The following is a 25,678-nucleotide window of genomic DNA, read 5'->3' as shown; positions in this document are numbered from 1 at the left end:
TACTATTATAATTGGCACTAACCATATGAAGATATAGAACAAAACAGCTGCCACTAAAAGAGCTATTACTATATAAACTAGATCAATAAATTCCATGTTTTATTGTTGGTTCGGGATCATAAATAGATTTCCAATATTAAGATTTAAGATAATTCAAATTAAGCAGTTATAAACTAGAAAATCTGCTTTTAATATATTTAAAACCATAATTAAGGAGTATAATAAATGAAAATACTTGTTGTTAATAATCTTGGGCAGTACAATCATAGAATTTATAGAAGTCTCCATTATCTTAAGATTCCTTCAGAGATAATTCCAAATTCAACATCACTTGACGAAGTAAAGGAAAAAAATCCCCTCGGACTTATTCTCGGTGGTGGACCTTCGATCGAAAGAGCTGGAAACTCCTTGAGTTATGTTGAAGAACTTGATTATCCAATTTTAGGCATATGTCTTGGCCATCAAATTATTGCCAAAGCATTTGGTGGAGAGATAGGTGCAGCAGGTATTGAAAGTTATGCTCAGATTAAAATAAATATACTTGATGAAAACGATATATTAAAGGGTTTTGGAAAAAGTGCAGATGTATGGGCATCTCACAAAGATGAAGTAATTAAACCGCCTGAAAACTTCAAAGTTCTTGCAACATCATCAATATGTGGTGTTGAAGCCATGAAACACGAAAGCAAACCTATTTATGGAATACAGTTCCATCCTGAAGTTCATCACACTGAAAATGGAGGAAAGATATTTGAAAACTTCTATGAAACTTGTAAGGAATATAATGAAAAAAAATCATTAAACTGATTAATTTTTACATAGTTTGAATTATCTAAATTTAAATTTTTTATCAGGGATCATCTAAATAAAATAAATTTCCGTGCATAAAAATTCCAGAACAGAATTAATATTGATGCAAATATCTTTGAAATCAGATAGTTAATCCCTTGATCCTCAGTTAAAACCCATATCAAAACTTCATTAAAAAAAAGACCTATAATTCCAATTAACGCGAAAACCCCGAATTCAAAGTGTTTTTTTGTTAGAATTCTTATATTAAAAACCCAACTAATACTCAGGAAATAATTGGCAATTAATCCCAGTGTAAATGCTAAAGCAGCTGAAATTAGGTAATAAATCCCAAAAACTTCAGTTAGAATAAATAGGAAACCGAAATCAATAATAAAAACTATCCCTCCCACTAAAATATATCTTAAAAATTGAACCCAAGTTTTATTTGTTTGATTTTTAAACAGCTTTTGCAATAAATTATCATGAGCCATAGGTTATCTCCATAATAAAATAATATTTATTTGTCATCATTTATTAACATTCAATTAATACAAGTAAAATAAGTGAATCATACAATGTAAAAATAAGAAATAGATTTTATAGTTGTTATGATAAACATAATTTCATATTGTTCAAGGTGAAAACATGTTAGATCCATCTGATTTTATAAATGAATCAATTCAAGAAATAAAAAATATAATAGGCGATAAAAAAGCCATAATAGCACTTTCTGGTGGTGTTGACAGCTCTGTAGCATCAGTATTAACTTCAACGGCTATTGGAGATAATTTAATTGCTGTATTTGTTGATCACGGGCTTTTAAGAGAAGGAGAATCAGATTATGTTAATAAAACATTTAATGACCGACTCAATTTGAGAACTATTAATGCAGAGGAAGAATTTTTAAACAGACTTGATGGTGTTTCTGATCCTGAAGAAAAGAGAAAGATCATTGGTGAATTATTTATAAGAGTTTTTGAAAGGGTTGCCGAAGAAGAAGGTGCTGAATTTCTTGTACAAGGCACAATAGCACCAGACTGGATAGAAAGTGATGGTCAAATAAAATCGCATCACAATATAGCACTTCCACATGGATTAGTACTGGAGATTGTTGAACCAATAAGAGAACTTTATAAGGACGAAGTTAGAGTAATAGGAAGTAAACTGGGTCTTCCTGATGAAATGGTTAACAGACAACCATATCCTGGTCCTGGGCTTGCAGTAAGGGTAGTAGGCATATTGACTCCTGAAAAAATAAGCATATGTAGAAAAGCCAATGCAATTGTAGAGGAAGAAGTTAAAAAAGAAGGTCTTGATGCTACTTTATGGCAGTACTTTGCTGTTTTAACTGATACAAAAGTTACAGGAGTTAAAGGAGACATAAGGGATTTTGGTTATCTGGTAGTGATTCGAATGGTTGAATCAATCGATGCAATGACTGCAAATGTACCAGAACTCCCATGGAGTATGGTAAAAACAATATCTCAGAGAATAACAGCTGAAATACCCGAAGTAACACATGTTTCACTTTCTGTAAGTGATAAACCTCCTAGTACAATTGAATTTGCCTAAAAAAATTAACCTTTTTTTTTATTTACTTTTTCTTTTTAAGTTCTTAAACAGTGAATTATTTAGTTTTGGTTGATCATATAAATTATCATGACAACCAATTCAAAGGAAGATTCACTTATACCAATCTACTCTGTAAAAACTGGTAAGGTAGAACTGGTTGAGAAAATAAAAAAGACCGACGAAGAATGGAAAAAAATATTGAGCAAAGAATCCTATAATGTTGCAAGACATCAGGGGACAGAACTTGCGTTTACAGGCAAATATCACGACTGTCACGAGGATGGAATATATGAGTGTATTTGTTGTGGAACGGATCTTTTCGATTCGAATACTAAGTTTGACTCCGGAACTGGATGGCCAAGCTTCTGGCAACCCATAGCTGATGAAAATATCAAAGAACATAAGGATAGAAACTATGGTATGATAAGAACTGAATCACTATGCGCCCGCTGTGATGCACATTTAGGGCATGTTTTCGACGACGGACCCAAACCAACAGGATTGCGATATTGCATGAATTCTGCATCCTTAAAGTTAGTCAAAAGATAATAAAAGATTTTATTAGAAATATATTATTTAATTAAAATAAAAACAAAATTTTTGGTTAATGCTCAAATGCTTTCATCGATCTTATTAAGTTGGTAGTTGAATAGTTTATTAGATAATTATGATAAACGGCAAAACAGCTTACCTCAAGAAACTGACTTCTAGGATAAAAATGCATTCAGTGGATGTTGGTAAGGAGATTGATGGGAGCACACCACCATCTGTTTTTATTGGTAGTTGGAACTATCCTAAAGTATATGCAGGACCAATGATAGCACCGCTTACAGGTGACACCACAATCATGGACATGCCAGAATCTTGGATCCCACAAGACAAAAGTCAAGAGGATATAATAGGTTACAGATTGAATCTAGTGCGTGGGAAACAAATAGTGGGTATTAAAGACTTGGAAAATAATTATATTGAAAAACTTCAAGAAATATCTCTTGCTGATAGCTCAATAGGAAGTGAAGCAGAATTCAGTAAAAAACCAAGAGGTACCTCTTTCAGTGATGAACACACCCCTCATGGCCCAAGTGCACTTATACAAAAGTTTGACATCGAAAATGTAAAATGGGATCATGAGCTTGAGAAAGTTTTCTATGATAGTGATCTTAAGGCTGCCGATGCTGTATTAGACCTTAATAATAAGGGAATACCATTTTCAAACATACAGAAAGCATTTTCAGTAGGTGCAATGGGAGTTGGTAAAAGAAGAAAACTTGTACCAACAAGATGGTCAATAACTGCATGTGACAGCACTATAGGTGATCGTCTACTGAAAAATGTCCGTTATAATGATGTTCTTGATACACATCGTGTATATGAATTTTCAAGTCTTAACAATTACTATGCAATTCTTCTACTTCCAACAGAATGGCAATACGAATGGATGGAAGCATTTTTACATGTTCTTGGAAGTGAAGAACTAATATTTTCTGACTACGAAGGAAACACAGGAAAAAAAGGTTATTCAAGAGTTGGAGGATGTTACTACACATGTAAAATGGCAGTGCTTGAATCTCTTGCTCGTGAAGGAAAACAGGCAGGAGCAATAGTTTTAAGAGAAGCATATAATGGTTATGTGCCTCTTGGAGTTTTTAATGTTCGTGAAAATGTTAGAAATGCTATGAATCAAAAACCACTTGAATTTGAGGATATGAAAACAGCTCTTTCTTACATATCAACCAAACTCAATCTACCAATGCAAAAATTTGTAAAACAAAGTGACCTTTTAAAAGAACTTTTACAATCTAGACAAACTACTTTAGACACTTTTATACCAACTTAAAGAGGATATTATGGATTTATTTTACAGACGACCTTCATTTGAAACAAGAAATGCCATGAGCAAGTCAGCTCTCAATCTGAAACATATTCCGGGCAGTAGATATGAAGAAATAGAAAGTGCAGAAAAGGGTGTCAAAAAATTCACCAGACATGATCAAGTTAAAATTGTGAACAGTGGAAATTCTGCCATTCTCTCAGTTATGAGTACATTTAAAGATAGGATCATGATTCCTGATCAAGGCGGCTGGATAGGTTTCAAAAAAATGGCTGAATTTCTTGGTATCAAAGCAATTCCAATTCCAACAGAGCTTGGCATTGTAGAAGTAAATGAATTAGAATGTTTAATAGAAAAATTTAATCCTGAAGCACTTTTCATAACCAGTTTTGCAGGATATTCAGCAGAACAACCTATAAAAAATATTTACAAAATTTGTGATGATATGGGGGTTGTTTTAGTTGAAGATGCATCTGGTGGAATTGGAGATGAAAGTGGAATGCTTGGAAATGGCAAACAGGCTCACGTGATTATTGCATCTACGGGATCTCCCAAAACAATTAATGTTGGGAATGGTGGTTTCATTTCAACAAACGATATAAATTTAATTAATTCCGCTAAAAATATTTTAAAAAGTTTTAAGGCAGATCCAATAACATGTGCAGGTATTGCATCAGAGATAAAAAATGCACCCCACATACTTTCTAAAACTTTAGAAGCTTGTAACTTTTTAAAGTCAGAAATAATGGAGTTTAGGGAAGTATTATATGGAGACAAATCGGGATTAAACATTATAATCCCTGATGAATATCCTAAAAGATTAAGTTATCAATTAAGAAATAGATTTAATGTGCATGGAGGCAGTATAATAACTGTATGCCCTAATTACAACAGGGTGAAGATGAATGCATTATGCATTGAAATAAAAAATCTTGATGTGAAGTGTATGACACATGAAAATCTTGATGAGATAGTAAAAATATTAAAAACTCTAAATTAAAAATATAATTTCTTTTAATTCAAGTTTCAAGTATTAAAAGAGCAGTTTTTTCCATTAAAAGTTTTGTAATGCTTCCTGCAGTTTCAGCTTCAATATCTGAAATATGGTACATGTTTTTTAACTTATCCTCATCAGGTTCAAGAACTTTATCGTCTCTCTCATCAAGAATATCTGTTAATTTATCCATGACATCAGCTTTACAGTCAACTGCTATTACACAAACAGTTACATCTCCGTTTTTAATTCCTAGCGTTTTTAAGGCTTGTGAGATCTGCCTCTGACCAGACATTCTCACGCAAATCTCTATGCCCAAATCATTTGCAATGTTTTCTTTTCTTGAAAATGTATTGATAGCGTGTATTGTAGCATGTATTGCATGTTCTCTGCCGGCTATTCCCTCTGCATCCATGAGTTGGATCATGCAATTGTCAAATTGTTTTAAATCAGCCATAACCTGTCCAATATTTGTAATATGAGATTTGAATCCGGCCACCTGTATATTACATCCTAGTTCCCCGCTGTTTTCAAACATTTCTACCCCTCCATGATAAAATATAAAATATGGATTCTTTGAAATGTTCTGCCCTAAATGAAACATATACTCCTATAACTCCCTTGAAAAATTTGGATACAGCAAATATCAATTCTAAAAGTACAATTATCTGAATTAAAAAAACTGCAATCGAAGTAATTCCAGCCAAGTTGAGATTTAAATTAATATTAGAAATGTTGAGGAAACTGTTAGTAAGGTAATCCATCAATAATAATAAAAACAGTCCTACAATAAACTGGACAGTGGACATGAAAAATAATTCTCCAGATTTTATCATAGAATCTTTGACCTTTTCATGTATGTCTGAAAGTGCCATAATATATGTGAAGCTTAAAAGGGATAATGTTGCAGAAACCAACACAAAAACTTCAATAAAGCTAATTATTTCATTGTAGTTATGTATCTTGATTGCTCCTAATATCCAAGGTACTAAAAAACCTATTGTAAGTATAATTGCCATGTAAGTGGATAAAAGACTTCCTAAGACGCTGAAAAATCTTTTTACATGTGATAACTTACCTTTTGATGGTGCAGAGTTCATATTTAAATTATTAAATCCTCTTGTTTATTATATCTTCTTTATGTTGATCTAGAATAAACGGCGATTTTATGTTCAAACCAAAAAAGGAATAATAATCATAATTTGATTAAAATAGATTATTCCTTATTTTCAGATTCTCTGATCTTTTTATCGCTGACTATCTTGTTAACTCCACCTAAAACTGCTTCTACACTGGCCATTATAATATCTGGCTGAGTACTTCTTGCACTAACTATATTATTACCATTTTTGAGTTTGACAACAACATCAATCAGAGCATCAGTTCCCCCTGTTATGGCATCAACATGATATTCTTCAAGCTGTATGTCTGCAATGTCTTTTACACTTTTCCTAACTGCAACAATTGCTGCATCCACCGGACCAACACCAACACCAGCTTCAACCTTTTCCACACCATCAACATTCATTTTTACCGATGCAGTTGGGGTGACCTTGTTTCCAGAGACTATGGTTAACTCTTCAAGTTCTACTGGCTTTTCTGCTAGAACTCCAAGTGCATCTTCTGCAATTGCTTGAAGATCAACATCTGTTACACATTTTCCCATATCTCCAAGGGCTTTTATTCTTGCAAATATTTGTTCAAATCTAACATCATCTACCCTTAATCCCATCTCTTTTATTCTCTTTCGGATAATATGAGAACCCACATGTTTACCCATAACAAATCTTCGTCTGTGACCAACAAGCTCCGGAGTTATTGGTTCATATGTTTCTGCCTTTTTAATAACACCATCTGCATGTATTCCTGATTCGTGTGCAAATGCATTCTCACCCACTATGGCCTTGTTTGGCTGGAGATATATTCCTGTCATCCTTGCCACTGTTTTTGACATTTCATAGAGCATTTTAAAATTAATATCTGTTTTAATATTGTAAAGGGAATTCAGGGAAACTACAACCTCCTCAAGAGAAGCATTTCCAGCTCTTTCACCAATTCCATTTACTGTTACATGAGCCTGACTTGCACCGGCCCGAAGTCCTGATAGGGTATTTGCAACGGCTAATCCAAAATCATTATGACAATGAACACTAACTGGCACTCCTAATTCTGTTAAACCCTTATAAAATTCATAAGATCTTTCTGGTGTGAGCATTCCTACTGTGTCACAGGCACAAACTCTTTTAGCTCCAGCATCTATTCCTTCACTTAGAACTTGTTTAAGAAATTTATAATCACTTCGAGTTGCATCTTCTGCTGAAAGTTCAACGAGTAAACCATGATCAACAGCATATTCTGCAGCTTCAATTGCTGTTCTTTTTACTTCTTCTCGAGTTTTTCTTAATTTATGTTCTATATGTAAATCAGATGTTGGAACAACCAAATGAACACTTTCAACTCCACATTCTAGAGCTGCATCTACATCAACTTTAACTGCCCTTGCAAAACTGCATATTTCAGCTGAAAGATCTTCAGAAACTATTTTTTTAATTCCTTCCCTTTCCCCCGCCGATGTAATGGCCGAACCTGCCTCTATAACATTAACCCCTAAATCATCAAGCTTAATTGCTATCCTAAGCTTCTGATCAGGAGTTAAAGAAACTCCCGGAGTTTGCTCTCCATCTCTAAGTGTCGTGTCAAATATTCTAGCTTTCAAAGGTCCCCCTCCACTTAATCTTAAACAAGTTTTAAAGATTACTTAATGTTAATAAATTTTAATTGAATAACAATTCTAGATGGCCTTTAAGAATCTAATAAAATAATTTATAAATTGCTCAATGCAAATTTTAATTTATATAAATAAATTTGAACTAAGTCATGATTATCTTTCCTCTCTCAGTGATTTTTTAAGGATAGATATAACACGAGTTAAACTTTTGTGCATTCTTATATGGTGTTGTTCTATTATTTCAAAGTTTGTACCTTGTATAAGCTCTTCTATATCCATGTAGTGAGGTGTTGCCATGCATAGCTTCCCTGTATCTATGAGTATTTCCTCCATTGTAACAAGAGCTTCGGCATAAAGATTCTGACTTTCTTCACCGCCAGTTGATGCTGAAATACCGTACGGAGGATCAGTTGCAATAGCGTTAACTTTATTAGGCAAGCTTATTTTCCTCGCATCACCTTGAAAAACATTATAATCTTTTATACCACAATAATTAAGATTTTTAATTGTTCCATTCACCATTTTTTTATCTATATCTACCCCAATAACCTCTGCACCCATAATTCCTGCTTCTAAGAGAATTCCTCCTGTTCCACAGAATGGATCGAGAACTAAGTCTCCCTTCTTTACTCCTGTAAGATTAACCATGCATCTTGCAAGTTTTGGACTCATGGATCCAGGATAAAAAAAAGGCCTTTTATGCGGTTTAAGATTATGAAAATGCTTCTTTTCTATTTTAAATAGTCTTTCAGTTACAAAAATCTTTCCATTAATGAATATAAGTCTCAAAAAGCTTGATGGATCTTTTAGATTTACTTTGGCCCGTTCGATACTGTTATTTATTAAGCCGCCTATCTCCCATTCAACATCGGTTGTATCAAACTTATCATCTTTATCCATTCGCTTTACTCTAACAGCAAAATCTTTTATTATTATATCTTTCCAGGGATATGTCTGAATTTCAGAGTTTAAATGAACTTTATCTGTTTCTATTAAAAGTTTACAAACCTCATGAGTATATGAAAGCCTTTTACCAAAGGTCTTAAGAGATTTTGAATATTCATCTGGTACATTGAGTATCAAAACACCTTCGTACTGATTTTCAAAGCTGAATGGTATACTTTCAGCATTTAAAACAGCTTCAATCTCTGCTTTTGGTAATGTTTGATGTTCCTGAGATAATATTAAAACTATTTCCATAAACTTCCTATCCTCCGAGTTAACAATTTGGGTAAAATAGAAAACAGAAGCCTATTTTTTATCATTTCTTTTATAAGAGTGGATTGGGTGTCCATATCCCCATATTCAGATATTAAAGCCTCTGCATTTCCTTCTTTAAGTTTTAAAAACATCTGGTCAAGATCTTCATTTGTAAGTGATTCAAAAATCTTTTGAACTTCAATTTGAACTTTTAACTCATTTTTAAAACGTTTTTTATATTCATATTCATATTCATTGAGAATTTTAATATCTTCCATTTGAAGTGCCCTTGAAACAGTATTTGCTGCCATTTTAGCACATTCAAATCCAATTATAAGGCCTCCACCAGTAGTGGGTTTTACTTGTGATGCTGCATCACCCAAGAGTATAGCTCTATCTTTTACAATTTTCTTTTTAGAGTTGTAAACTGGTATGAATCCTTGATACTTCTTTAAAATTGAAGCATTTTTATAACATATATCATGATTAATAAAATCTTTTAAAACTTCATTGAGTCCATTATAATCTTTATTTGCAAATAGTCCTACTCTCGCCATTGACTTAGAAATCGGGATCATCCATAAAAATCCGGGAGAAATATTTGAATTAACGTTAAGATTGACATTATCTATATCAAAAACATCTTTTTTCATGTCTAAAAGATATTGCGCTGCCATTACCGATTTTGATTTCGGGTTGAATTCATCAGATACTCGGGATGCATGTCCATCAGCTCCAACAATCACTTCACCTTTGAATATTTTATCAGAATTGTTTCCAACACAAACTTCTCCTGTCTTTACATCCAAACCTTTTACCCTATGGTTTAAAAGAAGCTCTGCCCCTGCATCTACTGCTTGTTCTACTAAAAATTTGTCATAACCTACTCTATCGATTACATATGCCTCTGGATCTTTTCGGCCAACTTTTAATATAATATTTGAAGGTGAATGTAAATATGCGCCGTAAACCTCGTTTAAGATGTATTCATCTGGAAGGATATTAATATCCTTTATTTTTTTGCCTAAAAGTCCTGCACATTGGAGGGGAACACCAACTTCTCGTTTCCTCTCTAACATTACTACTTTAAAACCTTCATTTGCAATATATCTAGCAAATGTTGAGCCTACAGGCCCTGCACCAACAACTACTACGTCAAATTTATTCATTAGATTACCCAATTAAATTTTAGTAAGTTTTTTCTATTTTTTTGTAATTTTATTGATATAATCAATTTAACAATAATTTAGATCTAGAACTTCTTTTAGAATTAGAAAGTTATTTCCTAAAAAAAATTTCTTAGCATAATTTATTATGATGAGATGATCATAGTTCTGGAAAATTACCAACTAATGATATGTTTCATATTCAATAAAGAATTTGTTTATATTTAATATGATGCATAGTCTATTTATGTAAAAATTTTTGTTCTAATAATAATTAATTTAAAATTTATTAATGCAAAATATTTATTGGATTTCACCGAATAAAATTTTAATTGATTGAATAAGATCCTATTAATTCATTAATTCGATTACTTGACTAATTCTTTGTTGGATCCATATTAAATGGAATATTATCCCCGTGGCCAGTACATAATTATGAATACCCCTATGAGAACCACCGATGCACCGATTATCTCAAATCTATCAGGTATTATTTTGTCTATTTGCCACCCCCATAATAATGCCATTAAAATGAATATTCCTCCATATGCTGCATAAACCCTGCCGAAGTTTGCGGGTTGGAATGTTGGAATAATTCCATAAGGTATCCTCCTCCAATTTCGAACAGACCAGCAAGCATAAAGAAAAAAATTGATTTTATATATTCCATGATATTCTCCTTATTTATTCGAAAAATTATAATTTAATAGAATTTTCAAATTAAAATAATTAGTTTAGAGTTTGAACTTTTTATCATACTCTTCCATGACCGATTCTCTTTTTTTGGATTTTTGCTCTGGCTTTTTGGGTTTATGTGTTTCAAATTCCAGATCATCTCCATCTATCATCCTGTTTATCATATTTTCTATTTCGCCAGGATTTGGTATGTCTACTAAGATCAAACTGGTTCTATCGTGACCACCGAATACTTCAATGTCACCCGAATAAGAAATCCTTTCTATAATGCTTTGGGATACTATTATATCTTGAATTTTATCGTAATGCATGTAAACACTTTTTTTCCTAATGACGCCTGTTTTTATCATTACTCTCTTACTGGTGATTGTATAAATTTTTGATCTCCAAGACAGAATATTCCATAGTATCCATAGTATCATCAATAAAATGATGATAATTAGAATGGAAGTGGTTCCTTCTACAAATGGTATGTTTACAAGATTTCCAACACGACCTTGAACAATGGCAGCATACTGTATTATTGTAGTAAAAAAATACAACAACACCAACACAATGATAAATTTAAATATTGCAGATTTCATATTTGCAATGAATCTGGGTTTGGTTTCAAATAAAACCCTTTCTACTGGATGTGAATCTCTTCTATTACTATCTGTCATGTTCATCAACACTAGTTCTCTTATTGATCATCTAAATATTTTATGTAGTATCAAACAGATTAAGTTCAATGATAGTTAACAGAATAATAAGGGAACGAATAAAAATTGGTGAAACCGATCTGGTACTTAAAACAGATCTTATGAAACATGAGCTTCCAAATTTTATCCTTAAACAACGCTTTGAACTCAAGAGTTATATTAGGGAAAATCCTGATTTTTTAAACAGTTTTGAACCGGTTCTTGTTGAAAAAAAAAATAATGGTGAACCTCCACTCATAGTAAGTTTAATGGCACGTGCAGGAAGAAGGGGTGAGGTTGGGCCAATGGCAGCTGTTGCAGGGACCATATCCCAACTTTCAATGGGATTTATGATTGAGAATGGAGCCAAATATGTGATAATTGACAATGGGGGAGATGTAGCACTGAAAACGGATCAAGATGTGGTTGTAGGGCTTTATGCGGGTGAATCTTCTCTTTCAGGAGAGCTTGGATTTAAAATTAAGTTTGGAAAAACACCAATGGGAGTATGCACGTCCTCAGGTACGGTGGGACATTCAATAAGCTTTGGACGGTCAGATTCTGTCACTGTTTTCGCAGAAGAAGCAAGTATTGCAGATGCACTTGCAACTTCCATTGCAAACAATGCACTTGGAGACAAGGATCATGATGCAGTACAGAAATCGCTTGAAAGGGCTGAAGATTTCAGAAAATTCATGCGGGGCGTGCTTGTTGTTGTTGGAGAGTCAGCTGGAACCCTTGGAAAAATTCCAAAACTTGTGCAAACAAATAAAAAAGTTGTTCTAGGGGATCTTTTTGATATATGATCTATTATTGTTAAAAATCAACTAGTGGGAAAACTTGGACTGATTCTCCTTTTTCAAGTATTTCAATATTTTTTGGTATTTGTATAAAACCATCAGCTTCTGCAAGAGAAGATATCGCACCAGAATCTTTTAAAATTGGAATTGCGTTTTTTCCTTCAATTTTCACCAATACATAATGAAGTCTTCCTCTCGCAGGACGATATCTGCGAGAAAGTTTAAGTGTCTGAACATTATCATCTGAATGGGTTAATGTACTTATGGATGCCATTTTCATTAAAAATGGTGCAAAGAAGACACGAAAAACCATTAATGCAGCAACTGGGTTTCCTGGAAGGCCAAATAAATATTTTAAACCTTCATCATTTTTTAATCTGCCAATTATTGTTGGCTTACCTGGTTTAACTGCCACACCATGGACAATAACTTCGCCCAGATCATCCAGTACTTCCCTTAATACATCCCCCGTGCCTGCAGATGTACCACCTGATGTTAATATTAAATCAACATCTTTAAATTCATTTATCTTATTTTTTAAAGCGCTGAAATCATCTTCAACTATATCTGTATGTACGGGAATACAACCACATGCCTTAACAGCACTTGAAATTGTCATGGAATTTATATCATAAATTTTACCATAGGTCAACTTATCATTGGGATTTATTATCTCGTTTCCAGTAGATATGATTGCTACCCGGGGTTTCTGATAAACTGTCACTGTTTTCATTCCAATTGCACTTAAAACTCCTATTTTATCAGGAGTTATCCTAGTGTCCCTTGGAAGTAGTAGTTCTCCTTCTTTTACATCCGATCCTTCTTTTGTTATATTCTGGCCAATTGCAGCACTTTCGTAGATAAGTATTTCCCCATTGTGACTCTCGGTAAATTCTACCATCACCACCCCTGTGGTGCCTGAGGGTAAAGGTGCTCCTGTTGAAACCTCGGTACAAAATCCACTTGTCAGTTTTTTTTCAGGAACATCTCCTGCACCTATTACTTCAATAAGTTTTAAACTAACTGGATAATCTTCAGATGCATTAAAAGTATCCTCTGCTATTACAGCATATCCATCCATTGAAGTCCTTCTAAAAGGTGGGAGATTTATAGTTGCATGCACATCCTCAGCAATAACTCTATTGAGAGAGTCACCAAGTAATACCTTTTCTACCCGTTTATTCGTTGGAATATCATCTATAATCTTTTTTACATCTTCAGGATCCATTATATTTAAAAATTCTTGTCCCATGTTACCACATTCGATTTTTCGATTCTTATTTGATGATTTCAAATGATCTTTCAGATATTGTATATTTAATTGATACATTTTATAGTTACTAATGAATCATTACTTTTCATATACTCTTACTCAACTGTCAAAGTATACCCAATACATAGTATTTTTATTGAAAGGAGGGTGTTGTAAATGTGATCGATATTCGTTCAACGTCTGAGGATGAAAGCATATTCTATAATCTAGGAGTATTCAAGAAAGATGACGATCTTATTTCCTAACACTAGTTCAAAAATTCTAAGACCTACCGGAACATATTTGAGATTTATCAAAAAATTGTTAGAGATAATCCTCTAATACAAAAAGATTCATACTGTAAAATAAGGATCATGACTCACTTGAACTGTTAGAACATGAATATGAAATTTTATTTGATTTTACTTCAGATAACATTTGATTCTTTTGAAAAGTCAAGAAAAAATGTTGAAGTGGATCAAAGAGTTTCTGATTATGAGATGAAATTCTAACAAATATTTAATGGGTTCGTAAATGTAAGAATTTAGCTTTTGCAGGTTATGAATCAAATGTGAGAAAATGTTTTTGAGATGTATCATATCAATGATAAATGCGCTTTTTTATATACCCCAAAACACTATATAAATAGTAAGATTAAATGATCAATGGAAATATATATTAAAATTGATAACTCTTAAAGATGGTTTTTAAACTGTTGCTAAACATATTTATAAAATTTCATTGATGATCATGAACTGCTTTAAGTTAAGGAGGAGAGTATTTGAGAAGAGGACAAAATCAAGGCCCACAAGAAATGAGGAGAGTAAGATCACCAAGGAGAGGTGAAATACCAGGCGTTGTCGAGCAGATACTCGGCCATGGAAAACTCAAAGTACGATGTGCAGATGGTAAAACAAGACTTTCAAGAATTCCAGGTAAAATGAAAAAAAGAATCTGGATAAGAGAAGGAGATGTGGTTTTAATAAAGCCATGGGACTTCCAGAGCGATGAAAAAGCAGATGTTATATGGAGATACACTCGAACAGAAGCTAACTGGCTTGAAAGAAGGGGCTACTTGAAACTCTAATTAAAATTAACATTATCTAAAATAATTTAAAAAATGGTTAGAATTAATGAAATGATTTATTCTGACTGTTTAATAAATCATACTATTTTAAGCTTTTTGAGCTTTAAATTGATTTAAATGATTTTTAAATATTGTTCTTTAATCACTTATGATATTAATAAATAATTTAGGCTCTTTTATAACTGGTGAAAAATTTCATGTGCTCTAAAGTATCTAAAGCTGATAATGACTTGAGAAAACTCTTGTCAGAGAAACGTTTAAAGGGTGATGAAGACAGAAGAGTTGGAAGTGAAGTTTTTGATAGACTTACACTTGAAACACTCTACAAACTTGCAAAAATGGGCCACATAAACAAGTTACAGGGAGCCATAAGTACTGGAAAAGAGGCAAATGTCTTCAAAGGAATTGACGACGATGGAAACTTTGTTGCTGTTAAAATATATAGGGTAGGAACATCTGATTTTAAGAAAATGCAGTATTATATTCAGGGAGACCCTAGATTCAATGTAAGAACTTCCAACAAACGCCAGCTTATTAATACATGGGTTACAAAGGAATTAAGGAATCTAACAAGAGCTCAAGAAGTGGGTGTTAGAGTACCAAGACCAATAATCGCGAAAAATAATGTTTTGGTCATGGAATTCATAGGAGACGATATTGGAAATCCCGCACAACTTATGAGACAATCCAAAATATCAGATCCTGAATATGTTGCAAATAAAATATTGGAATATGTTAAAATACTTTATAAAGATGCTAAATTAGTTCATGGTGACTTATCCGGTTACAATATCTTAATAGATGATGGTGAACCTGTTATAATCGACATATCCCAGGGTGTTATGGTTGACCATCCAATATCAAGGGAGCTTTTAAAAAGAGATATAGACAACTTATATAGAGATTTCAAAAAAATGGGCCTCCAGATATCTAAGGATCAGATTAAAAGTAAAATTATGGATTTATGAGGATAGAAAAGTATATTAAAAAGGATATGAATATTATTTATATAAATTGAGGTGAAATCATGCCAAACACAGAATACCTCAAAATTCCCCGTGAAAGAGTAGGGGTTGTTATTGGGAAAAACGGCATTACAAAGGACGAAATTGAAAATTTAACAAAAACAAAAATTACAATAGACAGCGAAGCTGGAACCGTTGCAATATCACCTACAGAAGAAACAGAAGACCCTTTATCAGTGTGGAAAGCTCGTTACATAGTAAAAGCTATAGGCAGGGGATTCAACCCTGAAATAGCAGTTAAACTCATGGGCGATGAAACAATTCTCGAGATAATAAACCTTCCAGACTATGTTGGAAAAAACAAGAAAGCAGTATTAAGGCAGAAAGCCAGGATAATAGGTAAAGAAGGTCGTACCAAAGATATAATAACTGATATGACTGGTGTTGATATTTCAATATACGGAAAAACAGTTGCAATAATTGGAGACATGGAACAGATACATATTGCAAAAGAAGCAGTTGAAATGATTTTAAGCGGTGTTAGACATAAAACTGTCTATGCATTCCTCGAGAAAAAAACCCGTGATATGAAGATAAAGCAGTTCCATAGAATTGCAAAAGATGAAACTGACCTAGAATAAAAACATTTCTAAAATTATTAGAAAAGCAATGTCCTAAAAATAAATAAATACATGATATTTATAGATTTATAAATTATTGATGCAAAAAATCGCATTTAAAGGAGGCTAAGTTTGGAGAGAGAAGCATCAGAACTTTTTGAAGAATTTAAGGAACTTACAGCATCTGAATTTTTCAGAAGGAACAAACAAATGCTGGGATTCTCTGGAAAAATAAGGTCCCTCACAATGGTTTTTCATGAGTTGATAACCAACAGCCTCGACGCTGCAGAAGAGGCAGGAATACAGCCAGAAATATCCATAGACCTTAAGAGAGTTGATAAAGACCATTATATTCTTAAACACATGGATAATGGGCCAGGAATCCCCGAAGATTTCATAACCAAAGTTTACTGTACAATGTTTGCTGGTTCTAAATTCAGGAACATTCAATCCAGAGGTCAACAAGGGCTAGGATGTAGTGGATGTGTATTATTATCCCAGATGACAACAGGAAAACCTGCCAGAGTAATATCGGGATATAAAAAAGGTGAAAAACTCCAGGGAGTTGAAATGACATTTAAAATGGATGTCAAAACCAACAAAGGACTTATACTGGATAAACGTCCAGTAGAAGTAGATTCAACTGGTGTGGCAATAGAGCTACAGTTCAAAGATGTTTCATATTCCCTAAGTGAACAAGGAGCATTTGAATATATCAGAAGAAGTATGATAGCAAATCCACATGCAAAAATCACCTTCCGTGATCCAACAGGACACAAATATATATTCGAACGAGCTACAGACGTTATACCTCCTCTCCCCAAGGAAGTTTTGCCCCATCCAAGAGGTGTTACAGCAGACGACTTAATATTCATGGCAAAACACACTGATAAACGTAGATTCAGGAGCTTATTAACCAGTTCACTGTCAAGGATGTCGATCAAGAGGGTCAATGAAATACAAGAAATAACCAAGATAGACCTTAACAAACGTCCTAAAGATATGAAATGGGAAGAAGCCGAAAGAATTGTTGAACTATTTGCCCAGATGGACTTTATGGCACCTCCAACATCTGGTTTGATCCCAATTGGAAAAGAACAAATCGAGAAGGGTATAAGAGAAATTTTAAACCCTGAATTTGTTGCAACCACAACAAGAAAACCCAAAACTTATCGTGGTGGAGTTTCATTCGTAATAGAAGCAGGTATATCCTATGGAGGAGATTCTGGACGAATAGTTGGTGAACAAAACCGTGCAGAAATTATGAGGTTTGCAAACAGAGTTCCATTGAGCTTTGATCAGGGAAGCTGTGCAATAACAGAAGCACTTAAAAGCATAGATTGGAAACGGTATGGTATACGGGATCTAGAAAATGCACCAATTACTGTATTTGTTAACATAGTTTCAACAAACGTACCATATCTTTCAACAGGTAAACAGAGTGTTGCTCCAGAAGAGGAAATACTCCACGAAGTTAGACAAGCCACTATGAAAATAGCAAGGAGTCTTCAAAAATATATTAACGCTAAAAGGGCAGCAAAAGATGAGGAAATGCGTTCAAAGATATTTGAAACATACGTACCTGTAATTATGAGAGAAGCTGCAATACTTGCTGGGAAAGATGTTCCAGAGTACAAGGAAATTCTGGCCAAGGTAACTAGAAGGCCAAAAATATTAGATGAAATTGACGTAGATTTAGGCGAATTAGCCGATGAAGATATAGTAGGCGAAAAGGATGATGAATAGAAAAGAACTTGCCTTAAACAGAAGAGATCTGGCTGTAAATAAACTCCAAAGTCTTGGAGATAAAATAATAGAAGACGTTAATGCTATGAATGTCCCATCAATACAAGTACCTTCAAGAGGTACTTCCAACATAGTTTACGACGATGAAAAACGCTACTACGTACTTGGAGATCGTTTTGGGCAGAGATCTCTAGGAAATGTTAAACAGATCAAGAAGATCGGCCAAATGGTTTACATGGCTAATTTTTGTAAGAGTCTTGTTCAAACAGGGAAAACAGCAACCTTAAGGGAAATGTATTATGTTTCAGAAGGATGGGACATAGACTTTGGAGACCAGCAGGAATCTAACATAGTTGGAGAAGATCTTGAGGTAACATTAGGTATATCCCGTGAAGACCTCGGATTAATGCCTGAAGAAGATGGTGCATCAGTCTATGGTGACATCACAGTTAAAGATGACGATGTAGAAATAAACGCCCTGAGAATGGGTAAATCAGGTTACACAATTTCACCAACCATTGATGAGGTTGAACTAGTTGATCACAATGTCCAAAGAGTAATAGCTGTTGAAACCATGGGTATGTTCCACAGGATGGTCCAAGAAAATGCATATAAAAAATTCGATACACTTATTGTAGGACTCAAAGGACAGGCTGCGCGTGCGACACGTAGATTTCTTAAAAGAGTTAATGAAGAACTAGGACTTCCAGTTTACATATGTAACGATGGAGATCCATGGGGATTCCATATTGCCATGGTTATAATATCTGGAAGTGCAAAACTCGCACATGTAAACCACGAGCTTGCAACACCCAATGCAAAGTTTCTGGGAGTTACTGCTTCAGACATTATTAACTATGACTTACCAACAGACCCATTGAAGGACATAGATGTGTTAAGGCTCAAAGAACTTTACAAAGATCCAAGATACAGGGATGATTTCTGGAAGGTAGAGATCAAGAAAATGCTAAAGATCGGTAAAAAAGCAGAACAGCAGTCTTTCTCGAAATATGGGCTGGAATATGTAGTTGACACATATTTACCAGAAAAACTTGATGCAATGTAAAGCAACCATTAATGGTTGAAAAAGGTTTTAAAATTCAACCTTATTTTTATTTTTTTGAAATATTTAGCTAATTTTTTTATATTCAATCTTTTCTTTATAATCTCGTTACAATCGATTAAACTCTTATTATTTGTGTAATAGATTTTCATATTCAAAATAATTTGGTTCTGAATTTAAATGGTGTTAAACCCATGTGGTCTTCAAAAGAACTAAGAGAGCACCAAATTCAATTATACTCATACTAAGTACGGGGAAGCCCATTCCGGGACCATGAAACCCTTCTCTTATTAGTAAGAAAAGCATGAATATTATGTTTTGTACTATTAAGAGCGATGCAAATATAACCAAACCCAATGTGAACTGGGATTTTAGTTTTTTATAACTTGTAATATATGTGAATAACAATATTAAGAGCAGTCCAATGTTAGCTGCACATACAATGGCAGCAACAAGAGCCAAAATAGGATCATCAAATGGGTTCCTTTCTGGTCTATTTTCTCCAAGAGTTTCATTAATTGGGTCTAAGTTATTAAACACTTGATTATTGAACATATGATTATCTAACACATGATCACCTTCTAATCTTCCTTTATTTCATTCCATATTTCCTGGAAAAGTTCATAATTTTCTTCCATTGTAGATGAAAGAAAATACATGGTTCCATATTTTTCACCAGATGATGTTATAACATTGTTATCTTCTAAAACTTTTATATGATGTCTTACAGTTTTATAATCCAATTCTAATTTTTCAGCCAGCTGATTGGCGTTATAAGGCCTTTTTTGGATGTTATGTATTATTCTGGCCCTATTAATACCTCCCTTTGTACCGGCAATAAGCCACCAAAGTATTTTCTTCATGGGTATCACCAAACAATTATGGGTTTTTAAACCATTAAGAGCAGTTTCATACCCTAAGAATATACTTTATCGATAACATCTATGGAATTATCCAAATTTATAGTTGATTTAATCATCACAACCCTTAAGGGGATTAAGTTTAATGATGAACTAATAAAAAGGAGCATAGATGATAATAGTATATCTTAAAAATATGATATTCTTTTTAACTTTCTCATTAGATTTTTTTAGTATCTAAATTATACTTTGTATAATTCTAAAGTTGAAACAAACAGTAAATACTTTTTCCATAATTACACCCAAATCTTTGAATTCTTCGAAATAGTTTATTTGCTTTCCCATTGAGTATCCAAAAGAAATATGGGATAAAGTAGAATCAACAACAACTCAATTAAATCAGAAATACTATGAACATCTTCAATTTTTCCATCAAGCACATATACACTTCTTTCAGCTTTTTTTGCTATGTATTTTTCATGTGTTACCATAATCAACGTTACATTCTCTTTTTTGTGTATATCTAAGAGCAAATTTATTATGATGTCTTGTGTTTTTGAATCTAAAGCATCTGTAGGTTCATCGGCTAAAATAATAGACTACTGACTTAAATTAAAAAAATTAATATGTGTCAAAAACTATTATTAATATGGTGATACAATGGCTGAACAAGAGACTGTGAAATGTGGAAGATGCGATAAATGGTACAAACAGGAAAAAGAAAAGATCGCAAATATCAAAAAAGAAGGCAAAGTAAAAGAATATTTGTGTCCTGAATGTGATGAGGAAATTAAAAAGGGAAATTAAGATTATAAACAATTTCATTTTTTTTTGATTTCATAAATATTTTTTTTTAGATTTCTCCTAAACCCAAATAGAAATCAATATTTATTCAAGTAATAATCCTATAGAATTATTTTCTATCTCTGTTTATTGCGTATCCAATAATTCCAAGAGTCATGGTGAGACTTGAAATATTCCCAATTAATCCTGCAGCTAAAGGGTTACGGATGTATAATATTGAAAGAGTGAAAATAACTATTGCAATCAATTCAATTCCAACCATTAACCCAAATAATCCTAGAATTTTATCTAGATTATCAACTATCATGTTTTATCACCTTTTTAAACCATGTCTGTTGGTAAATGAATAGAAAAAATCGAAATTTTCGAAATAATTCTAAACAATAACTAAATTCATTTTCATATTATAACATTTATAATGTAAAAGTTAAACTACTTAAACTTTTTTATATGTAATAGAATACATATTTTTCAAGCCAATAAATTGAACAATTAATATTAATTTTCTTTTGATGTCATAATAAATAGAAACTGGAAATAAATCATAAAATTTATAATACAATGAATAATATAAATTGTTTTTAAGAAATAGTATTTTATGTCAAACCCCATCTAAAGAAGTTAACATTATTAAAAATCTCAAAGAATTTGAATATATTGGTAAAGTTCATTTATAGCAGGAATAACATTTAAAATTCCATAATGGAGGTCAATTATGAAAGCTGTTGGAATAAACGGATATGGTACCATAGGTAAAAGAGTTGCAGATGCAGTAGCTGCTCAAGATGATATGAAGATCGCAGGAGTCACAAAGCGAACTCCAAACTTTGAAGCTAAAAGGGCTGTTGAATTAGGTTATGATATTTATATGAGTGCCCCTGACAGAGAAAACCTCTTTGAAGAAGCAGAAATTCCTGTTAAAGGCACAATTGACGATTTATATGATAAATTAGATATTATAGTAGACTGTACTCCTGGAGGAGTAGGTGCAAAAAATAAGGAGATTTATGAAAAGATGGGTGTGAAAGGTATTTTCCAAGGTGGAGAAAAACATGAACAGATAGGAAAATCCTTCAATTCATTTTCAAACTTCAAAGATTCACTTGGAGCGGACTATGTAAGAGTAGTTTCCTGCAACACAACAGGCCTTTGTAGAACATTAAATCCAATAAAAGAACTTGGTGGCATTAAAAAAGTTAGAGCAGTCATGGTAAGACGAGGCGCTGATCCGGGTCAAGTTAAAAAGGGACCAATCAACTCAATAGTTCCAAATCCTCCAACTGTACCATCACACCATGGTCCTGATGTTCAAACTGTCATGTACGGACTTAACATTACAACAATGGCAATACTTGTTCCAACAACACTTATGCATCAACACAACCTAATGGTTGAACTTGAATCTGATGTGAGTATAGATGATGTAGTTGAAACCTTTGAAAAAACTCCGAGAGTTATTCTGGTGGATGCTTCAAGGGGTCTTGGCTCAACAGCAGAAATAATGGAATATGCAAAGGATCTTGGAAGACCTAGAGGGGATTTGTTTGAGATAGCAGTTTGGAGAGAATCACTCAACATTGTAGACAACGAATTGTATTATATGCAAGCAATACACCAGGAATCAGATGTTGTACCTGAAAATGTTGATGCAATAAGAGCAATGCTAGAAATGGAAACAAATCCGGAAAAATCCATTGCTAAAACAAATAAGAATATGGGCATAATTGGATAAAATCCAATATTCCCCTTTCTAAATATGAAATATCTTGATAAAATATTAATCCAGTTTAGACTGCATTTCCAGAGGGATTATGACTTTTATACCTTGGTCTTCAAATTCTTCCTTGAATCTCAAATCCTTCGTGAAAATATAGGCTCTTTCCTCGAATCCATAGGAAATATAAAGTTTAAGCTGTCTTAAAGTAGCTCCAAAGTTCTCTATTTTAGGTTTTATTTCAATGAAATATCTTGAATAGTGTTGTTGATGATCATGAGAATACACTACAATGTCGTTGCTGTCGCAGTTTGGACAGTTTTCAGTATTTTTATGGGTGAAATTGCAGTTTTGACATATGTATCGTGGAACTATAAAAATAATGTCCGGAGCACCAACCCTAAATCCGCTGTTTGAAACTATATACTCCTCTGCATGTATCTTCACATGCTCCCAATCCCATTTTTCTGCTTCAGGATTATTTTTAACGATAATTTTCCTTAAATTTTCTTTTTTAAGGAGCCATAGCAACATTTTATCATGTTCTGGTGTTTTAAGTTGCGCATCATCTATTTTCCAGAATTGATCAAGACTTCTAATAGGTGTTTTTTTCCCAGTCATAAACAATCTCCAAGGTGTTATAGTAAATGATAAGATTTTGAAGTTTATGATCCTTTCGTTACCTTGTAAGATTATCATTACAATGAGATATATTCAATAAATATAATGAGTTCCAAAACTTACTAATATGAAGTACGACTTCCACACCCATACAAAGTATTCCTCTGATGGATATATGGAACCAAAAATGCTTGTGAAAGTTGCAGCTAAAGCTGGACTATCAGGAGTTGCAGTAACAGATCATAATACCATAAAAGGAGGTTTAAATGCTAAAAAACTTGCTAATAATGAAATTGAAATTATAGTGGGTTCAGAAATTCTGACTGATAGGGGAGAAGTCATAGGGATTTTTTTAACAGAAGAAATAGAAAAAACGTGCTTTTTAGATGTTGTTGAGGAAATAAAGGCACAAAATGGAATTGTCATATTGCCGCACCCCTTTGATGGCATAAGAAGCACATCATTTCATCCTGATCCCCAAGACGTTAAATTTATTGATAGCATGGAAGTTTTCAATTCAAGGTGTGTACGTCAAATTTACAATGATATGGCCAGAAATTATGCCTTAGAAAATGATCTTGAAATAATTGCGGGTAGTGACGCCCATTTCGAAAATGAAATAGGAAATGCCGGTGTTAAAACTGAATCTGATAATATTAGGGAGGCTGTGTTAAACAGTGATTTCACTGTTTTTGGAAAGAGATCAAGCATTACAAATCCTATAACAACCAAATTACTTAAAATTTGGAGAGGTTCCAATAGATGATGATAATATAATCATTTAATTAAGGAGCTATAATTTATGGAAAACAAAAGAATAGATTTGGATAAATATTTATCTCCATTTACTGATGATATCAGTATATTGGTTAGAGATCTAAGGGCTAAGATTCTTAAATTGGATTTAGATCTAGATGAAGTTATTAAATGGAATAATATAATCTACGAAAAAAATGGATTGGTTTATGCAATTGTTGTGCACAAAGATCATGTTAACCTGGAGTTTGCTAATGGTATTGAACTTTTAGATCCAGATGGAATGTTAGAAGGAACAGGTAAAAAAATGCGTCATGTGAAGATTCGAAATTCTGAAGAAATTGAATCAAAAAAACTTACAAATTTGATAAGGGAAGCTCTAGATCTAAATACTGCTAAAAAAATTTAGATATTTGATTTATTATTTAGAAAAAAATTTTATTTTCTTAATTTATAAAGCTAATTTTACCACGATAATAATTTAATAGAAAAAGACACAAAAATAACATAGTGATCAAAAATCTGATATGATTTGAAGATTCTACATAATTTTATGAAAATTTGCAGGTGAATTATATGGAATGTCAAGATTATGGACTTACTAGAGACACAGAAAGGAAAAACCTCAATTTAAATCCTCTTCAAAGAGGAGGAGTACTGCCTGTCGCGGCAAGAAAGGCACTTTATGAATTTTCTGATGGTTATAGTGTATGTGATTACTGTGCTGGAAGACTTGATGAAATATCAAAACCAGAGATAAAAGGTTTCCTTGATGATCTTGCCTCCTTCATTAACACTGATCATGCAAGAACAGTTCACGGGGCACGTGAAGGCAAATTTGCAGTTATGCATGCGCTTTGCAAGCCAGGCGACACCATAGTCATTGATGGAAATGCTCATTATACAACTCATGTTGCTTCTGAAAGGGCTGGACTTAACATAGTTGAAGTTCCCAACAGTGAATATCCAGATTATAAAATAAATCCTGAAAGTTACAAGGAAGTTCTAGATGATCTAACTGACCAAGGTGAAGAAGTAAGCTTGGTTCTTCTAACACATGTGGATGGTAATTATGGGAACTTGACAGATTCTAGTTCAATAGGTAAAATTGCACATAATGCAGGAGTTCCTCTACTTTTAAACTGTGCTTATTCTATGGGACGTTTGCCAATTGATGCTAAGGCATTTAACGCAGATTTCGTAGTTGGAAGCGGCCACAAAAGTATGGCTGCTTCGGGCCCAATTGGAGTATTGGGTTTGAAGGATGAATGGGCTGACATACTACTTAAAAAGTCCAAAAGACATGCTGTGAAGGAACTTGAAATGTTGGGATGCACTAGTCGTGGCGCACCAGTAGCAACTCTTATGGCTTCATTACCATTCGTTATTGAAAGGTTGAAAAATTGGGATAATGAAGTCCAGGACACAAGGAAATTTGTTGATCAAATGGAGAAAATTGAAGGTGTTGTGCAGCTGGGAGTGAAACCAACAGAACATGATTTGGTTCGCTTTGAAACACCTGTGTTTGACGAAATAGCAAGTAAACATCCCCGAAGAGGGTTCTTCCTCTATGAAGAACTTAAGAAAAGGAATATAGTTGGTATTAAACGGGGCCAGACAAAATGGTTTAAGTGTAGTATCTATGGTTTCAGTAAGGAACAGAAGGACTATATTGGGGAATCATTCATTGAAATAGTAAATAAGTACCATGAATGTGAATAATCAATTCTG

The 25,678-nt window shown here is 33.3% G+C and carries 29 protein-coding genes and 1 pseudogene; 16 read left to right on the top strand and 14 right to left on the bottom strand.

Annotated features, from left to right (window positions below; all coding sequences use genetic code 11):
- Positions 1-225 precede the first annotated feature (225 nt).
- Positions 226-807 carry a GMP synthase subunit A gene (locus DL91_RS00795; RefSeq protein WP_048189818.1) on the top strand — a complete coding sequence of 194 codons (582 nt, stop codon included), beginning with the start codon at positions 226-228 and terminating at the stop codon, positions 805-807.
- Between the two features lie 50 nt (positions 808-857).
- Here DL91_RS00795 and DL91_RS00790 read toward each other — a convergent pair whose 3' ends face one another.
- The gene (locus DL91_RS00790) at positions 858-1,283 is read right to left on the bottom strand and encodes a GtrA family protein (protein WP_048189817.1); all 426 of its coding nucleotides are present in this window, start codon (positions 1,281-1,283) and stop codon (positions 858-860) included.
- Between the two features lie 154 nt (positions 1,284-1,437).
- Between DL91_RS00790 and guaA the strand changes: the two genes are divergently transcribed.
- From guaA to DL91_RS00770, 4 genes are all read left to right on the top strand, one after another.
- Positions 1,438-2,364 carry a glutamine-hydrolyzing GMP synthase gene (gene guaA / locus DL91_RS00785; RefSeq protein ID WP_048189816.1) on the top strand — a complete coding sequence of 309 codons (927 nt, stop codon included), beginning with the start codon at positions 1,438-1,440 and terminating at the stop codon, positions 2,362-2,364.
- Between the two features lie 87 nt (positions 2,365-2,451).
- On the top strand, positions 2,452-2,913 hold the full coding sequence (msrB, locus tag DL91_RS00780; protein WP_048189815.1) for a peptide-methionine (R)-S-oxide reductase MsrB: 462 nt from the start codon (positions 2,452-2,454) through the stop codon (positions 2,911-2,913).
- 118 nt (positions 2,914-3,031) lie between these two features.
- Positions 3,032-4,201 (top strand): Nre family DNA repair protein, encoded by a 1,170-nt coding sequence (locus tag DL91_RS00775; protein WP_197050573.1) that lies wholly within the window; start codon positions 3,032-3,034, stop codon positions 4,199-4,201.
- Between the two features lie 10 nt (positions 4,202-4,211).
- The gene (locus DL91_RS00770) at positions 4,212-5,195 is read left to right on the top strand and encodes a DegT/DnrJ/EryC1/StrS family aminotransferase (RefSeq protein WP_048189814.1); all 984 of its coding nucleotides are present in this window, start codon (positions 4,212-4,214) and stop codon (positions 5,193-5,195) included.
- Between the two features lie 19 nt (positions 5,196-5,214).
- On the opposite strand, the gene cgi121 is transcribed toward DL91_RS00770, so the two are convergent.
- The 7 genes from cgi121 to DL91_RS00735 all read right to left on the bottom strand — a co-directional run bounded on the left by cgi121 (position 5,215) and on the right by DL91_RS00735 (position 11,641).
- On the bottom strand, positions 5,215-5,727 hold the full coding sequence (gene cgi121, locus DL91_RS00765) for a KEOPS complex subunit Cgi121 (RefSeq protein WP_048189813.1): 513 nt from the start codon (positions 5,725-5,727) through the stop codon (positions 5,215-5,217).
- Positions 5,720-6,289, bottom strand: a complete 570-nt coding sequence (locus tag DL91_RS00760; RefSeq protein WP_048189812.1) for a hypothetical protein — start codon at positions 6,287-6,289, stop codon at positions 5,720-5,722. Before DL91_RS00760 ends, cgi121 begins: the two co-directional genes overlap by 8 nt.
- A 116-nt stretch (positions 6,290-6,405) precedes the next feature.
- Positions 6,406-7,905: a (R)-citramalate synthase gene (locus DL91_RS00755; RefSeq protein WP_048189811.1), complete on the bottom strand. Its 1,500-nt coding sequence runs from the start codon at positions 7,903-7,905 to the stop codon at positions 6,406-6,408.
- Positions 7,906-8,070: 165 nt separating this feature from the next.
- The gene (locus tag DL91_RS00750) at positions 8,071-9,117 is read right to left on the bottom strand and encodes a TIGR01177 family methyltransferase (protein ID WP_048189810.1); all 1,047 of its coding nucleotides are present in this window, start codon (positions 9,115-9,117) and stop codon (positions 8,071-8,073) included.
- Complete coding sequence (locus tag DL91_RS00745; RefSeq protein WP_048189809.1) at positions 9,108-10,286, bottom strand: geranylgeranyl reductase family protein; 1,179 nt, start codon at positions 10,284-10,286, stop codon at positions 9,108-9,110. The genes DL91_RS00750 and DL91_RS00745 overlap by 10 nt, the downstream gene beginning before the upstream one ends.
- A 407-nt stretch (positions 10,287-10,693) precedes the next feature.
- A complete protein-coding gene (locus DL91_RS00740; RefSeq protein WP_231551475.1) occupies positions 10,694-10,876 on the bottom strand; it encodes a YnfA family protein in 183 nt (60 codons plus the stop codon).
- 141 nt (positions 10,877-11,017) lie between these two features.
- Positions 11,018-11,641 (bottom strand): PH domain-containing protein, encoded by a 624-nt coding sequence (locus tag DL91_RS00735; RefSeq protein ID WP_048189808.1) that lies wholly within the window; start codon positions 11,639-11,641, stop codon positions 11,018-11,020.
- A 68-nt stretch (positions 11,642-11,709) separates the two neighbouring features.
- Here DL91_RS00735 and DL91_RS00730 point away from each other — a divergent pair, with 68 nt between their 5' ends.
- The gene (locus tag DL91_RS00730) at positions 11,710-12,465 is read left to right on the top strand and encodes a UPF0280 family protein (RefSeq protein WP_197050572.1); all 756 of its coding nucleotides are present in this window, start codon (positions 11,710-11,712) and stop codon (positions 12,463-12,465) included.
- Between the two features lie 10 nt (positions 12,466-12,475).
- On the opposite strand, the gene glp is transcribed toward DL91_RS00730, so the two are convergent.
- Positions 12,476-13,711: a gephyrin-like molybdotransferase Glp gene (glp, locus tag DL91_RS00725; RefSeq protein WP_048189807.1), complete on the bottom strand. Its 1,236-nt coding sequence runs from the start codon at positions 13,709-13,711 to the stop codon at positions 12,476-12,478.
- A gap of 781 nt (positions 13,712-14,492) precedes the next feature.
- On the opposite strand from glp, the gene eif1A reads away from it, so the two are divergent.
- The 5 genes from eif1A (at position 14,493) to DL91_RS00700 (ending at position 19,195) form a co-directional block, all read left to right on the top strand.
- Positions 14,493-14,798: a translation initiation factor eIF-1A gene (gene eif1A / locus DL91_RS00720; protein ID WP_048189806.1), complete on the top strand. Its 306-nt coding sequence runs from the start codon at positions 14,493-14,495 to the stop codon at positions 14,796-14,798.
- A 197-nt stretch (positions 14,799-14,995) separates the two neighbouring features.
- Complete coding sequence (locus tag DL91_RS00715; RefSeq protein ID WP_048189805.1) at positions 14,996-15,766, top strand: serine protein kinase RIO; 771 nt, start codon at positions 14,996-14,998, stop codon at positions 15,764-15,766.
- 59 nt (positions 15,767-15,825) lie between these two features.
- Positions 15,826-16,404 (top strand): KH domain-containing protein, encoded by a 579-nt coding sequence (locus DL91_RS00710; protein WP_048189804.1) that lies wholly within the window; start codon positions 15,826-15,828, stop codon positions 16,402-16,404.
- A 111-nt stretch (positions 16,405-16,515) separates the two neighbouring features.
- On the top strand, positions 16,516-18,129 hold the full coding sequence (gene top6B, locus DL91_RS00705) for a DNA topoisomerase VI subunit B (protein WP_048189803.1): 1,614 nt from the start codon (positions 16,516-16,518) through the stop codon (positions 18,127-18,129).
- Positions 18,119-19,195, top strand: coding sequence for a DNA topoisomerase IV subunit A (locus DL91_RS00700; RefSeq protein ID WP_048189802.1), 1,077 nt, complete (start codon positions 18,119-18,121; stop codon positions 19,193-19,195). Before top6B ends, DL91_RS00700 begins: the two co-directional genes overlap by 11 nt.
- A 183-nt stretch (positions 19,196-19,378) precedes the next feature.
- Here the strand turns inward: DL91_RS00700 and DL91_RS00695 are convergent, their stop codons facing one another.
- The 3 genes and pseudogenes from DL91_RS00695 to DL91_RS13235 all read right to left on the bottom strand — a co-directional run.
- A complete protein-coding gene (locus tag DL91_RS00695) occupies positions 19,379-19,762 on the bottom strand; it encodes a hypothetical protein (protein ID WP_231551341.1) in 384 nt (127 codons plus the stop codon).
- Positions 19,763-19,773: 11 nt separating this feature from the next.
- Positions 19,774-20,055, bottom strand: coding sequence for a winged helix-turn-helix domain-containing protein (locus DL91_RS00690; RefSeq protein WP_048189801.1), 282 nt, complete (start codon positions 20,053-20,055; stop codon positions 19,774-19,776).
- A 413-nt stretch (positions 20,056-20,468) separates the two neighbouring features.
- Positions 20,469-20,651, bottom strand: a pseudogene (locus tag DL91_RS13235) (lipoprotein-releasing system ATP-binding protein LolD); the annotation flags it as partial.
- A gap of 61 nt (positions 20,652-20,712) precedes the next feature.
- Between DL91_RS13235 and DL91_RS13230 the strand changes: the two are divergent.
- Complete coding sequence (locus tag DL91_RS13230) at positions 20,713-20,859, top strand: hypothetical protein (RefSeq protein WP_156095868.1); 147 nt, start codon at positions 20,713-20,715, stop codon at positions 20,857-20,859.
- Between the two features lie 106 nt (positions 20,860-20,965).
- Here DL91_RS13230 and DL91_RS00685 read toward each other — a convergent pair whose 3' ends face one another.
- A complete protein-coding gene (locus DL91_RS00685; RefSeq protein ID WP_048189800.1) occupies positions 20,966-21,163 on the bottom strand; it encodes a hypothetical protein in 198 nt (65 codons plus the stop codon).
- 408 nt (positions 21,164-21,571) lie between these two features.
- Between DL91_RS00685 and DL91_RS00680 the strand changes: the two genes are divergently transcribed.
- On the top strand, positions 21,572-22,588 hold the full coding sequence (locus DL91_RS00680; RefSeq protein ID WP_048189799.1) for a phosphorylating glyceraldehyde-3-phosphate dehydrogenase: 1,017 nt from the start codon (positions 21,572-21,574) through the stop codon (positions 22,586-22,588).
- Positions 22,589-22,633: 45 nt separating this feature from the next.
- Here DL91_RS00680 and DL91_RS00675 read toward each other — a convergent pair whose 3' ends face one another.
- Complete coding sequence (locus DL91_RS00675; protein WP_048189798.1) at positions 22,634-23,191, bottom strand: hypothetical protein; 558 nt, start codon at positions 23,189-23,191, stop codon at positions 22,634-22,636.
- A gap of 127 nt (positions 23,192-23,318) precedes the next feature.
- On the opposite strand from DL91_RS00675, the gene DL91_RS00670 reads away from it, so the two are divergent.
- The 3 genes from DL91_RS00670 to pscS all read left to right on the top strand — a co-directional run bounded on the left by DL91_RS00670 (position 23,319) and on the right by pscS (position 25,669).
- Entirely contained in the window at positions 23,319-23,957 is a 639-nt protein-coding gene (locus DL91_RS00670; RefSeq protein WP_048189797.1) for a PHP domain-containing protein, read from the top strand.
- A 36-nt stretch (positions 23,958-23,993) separates the two neighbouring features.
- The gene (locus DL91_RS00665; RefSeq protein WP_052374000.1) at positions 23,994-24,356 is read left to right on the top strand and encodes a DUF1801 domain-containing protein; all 363 of its coding nucleotides are present in this window, start codon (positions 23,994-23,996) and stop codon (positions 24,354-24,356) included.
- 167 nt (positions 24,357-24,523) lie between these two features.
- Positions 24,524-25,669 carry an O-phospho-L-seryl-tRNA:Cys-tRNA synthase gene (gene pscS, locus DL91_RS00660; RefSeq protein WP_048189796.1) on the top strand — a complete coding sequence of 382 codons (1,146 nt, stop codon included), beginning with the start codon at positions 24,524-24,526 and terminating at the stop codon, positions 25,667-25,669.
- The last annotated feature ends 9 nt before the right edge of the window (positions 25,670-25,678 follow it).

It is taken from the genome of Methanobacterium sp. SMA-27, assembly GCF_000744455.1.
Classification (GTDB): Archaea; Methanobacteriota; Methanobacteria; order Methanobacteriales; family Methanobacteriaceae; genus Methanobacterium_B.
Note: the sequence above shows the minus strand (reverse complement) of the source record. Positions and strands in the feature narration are given on the sequence as shown.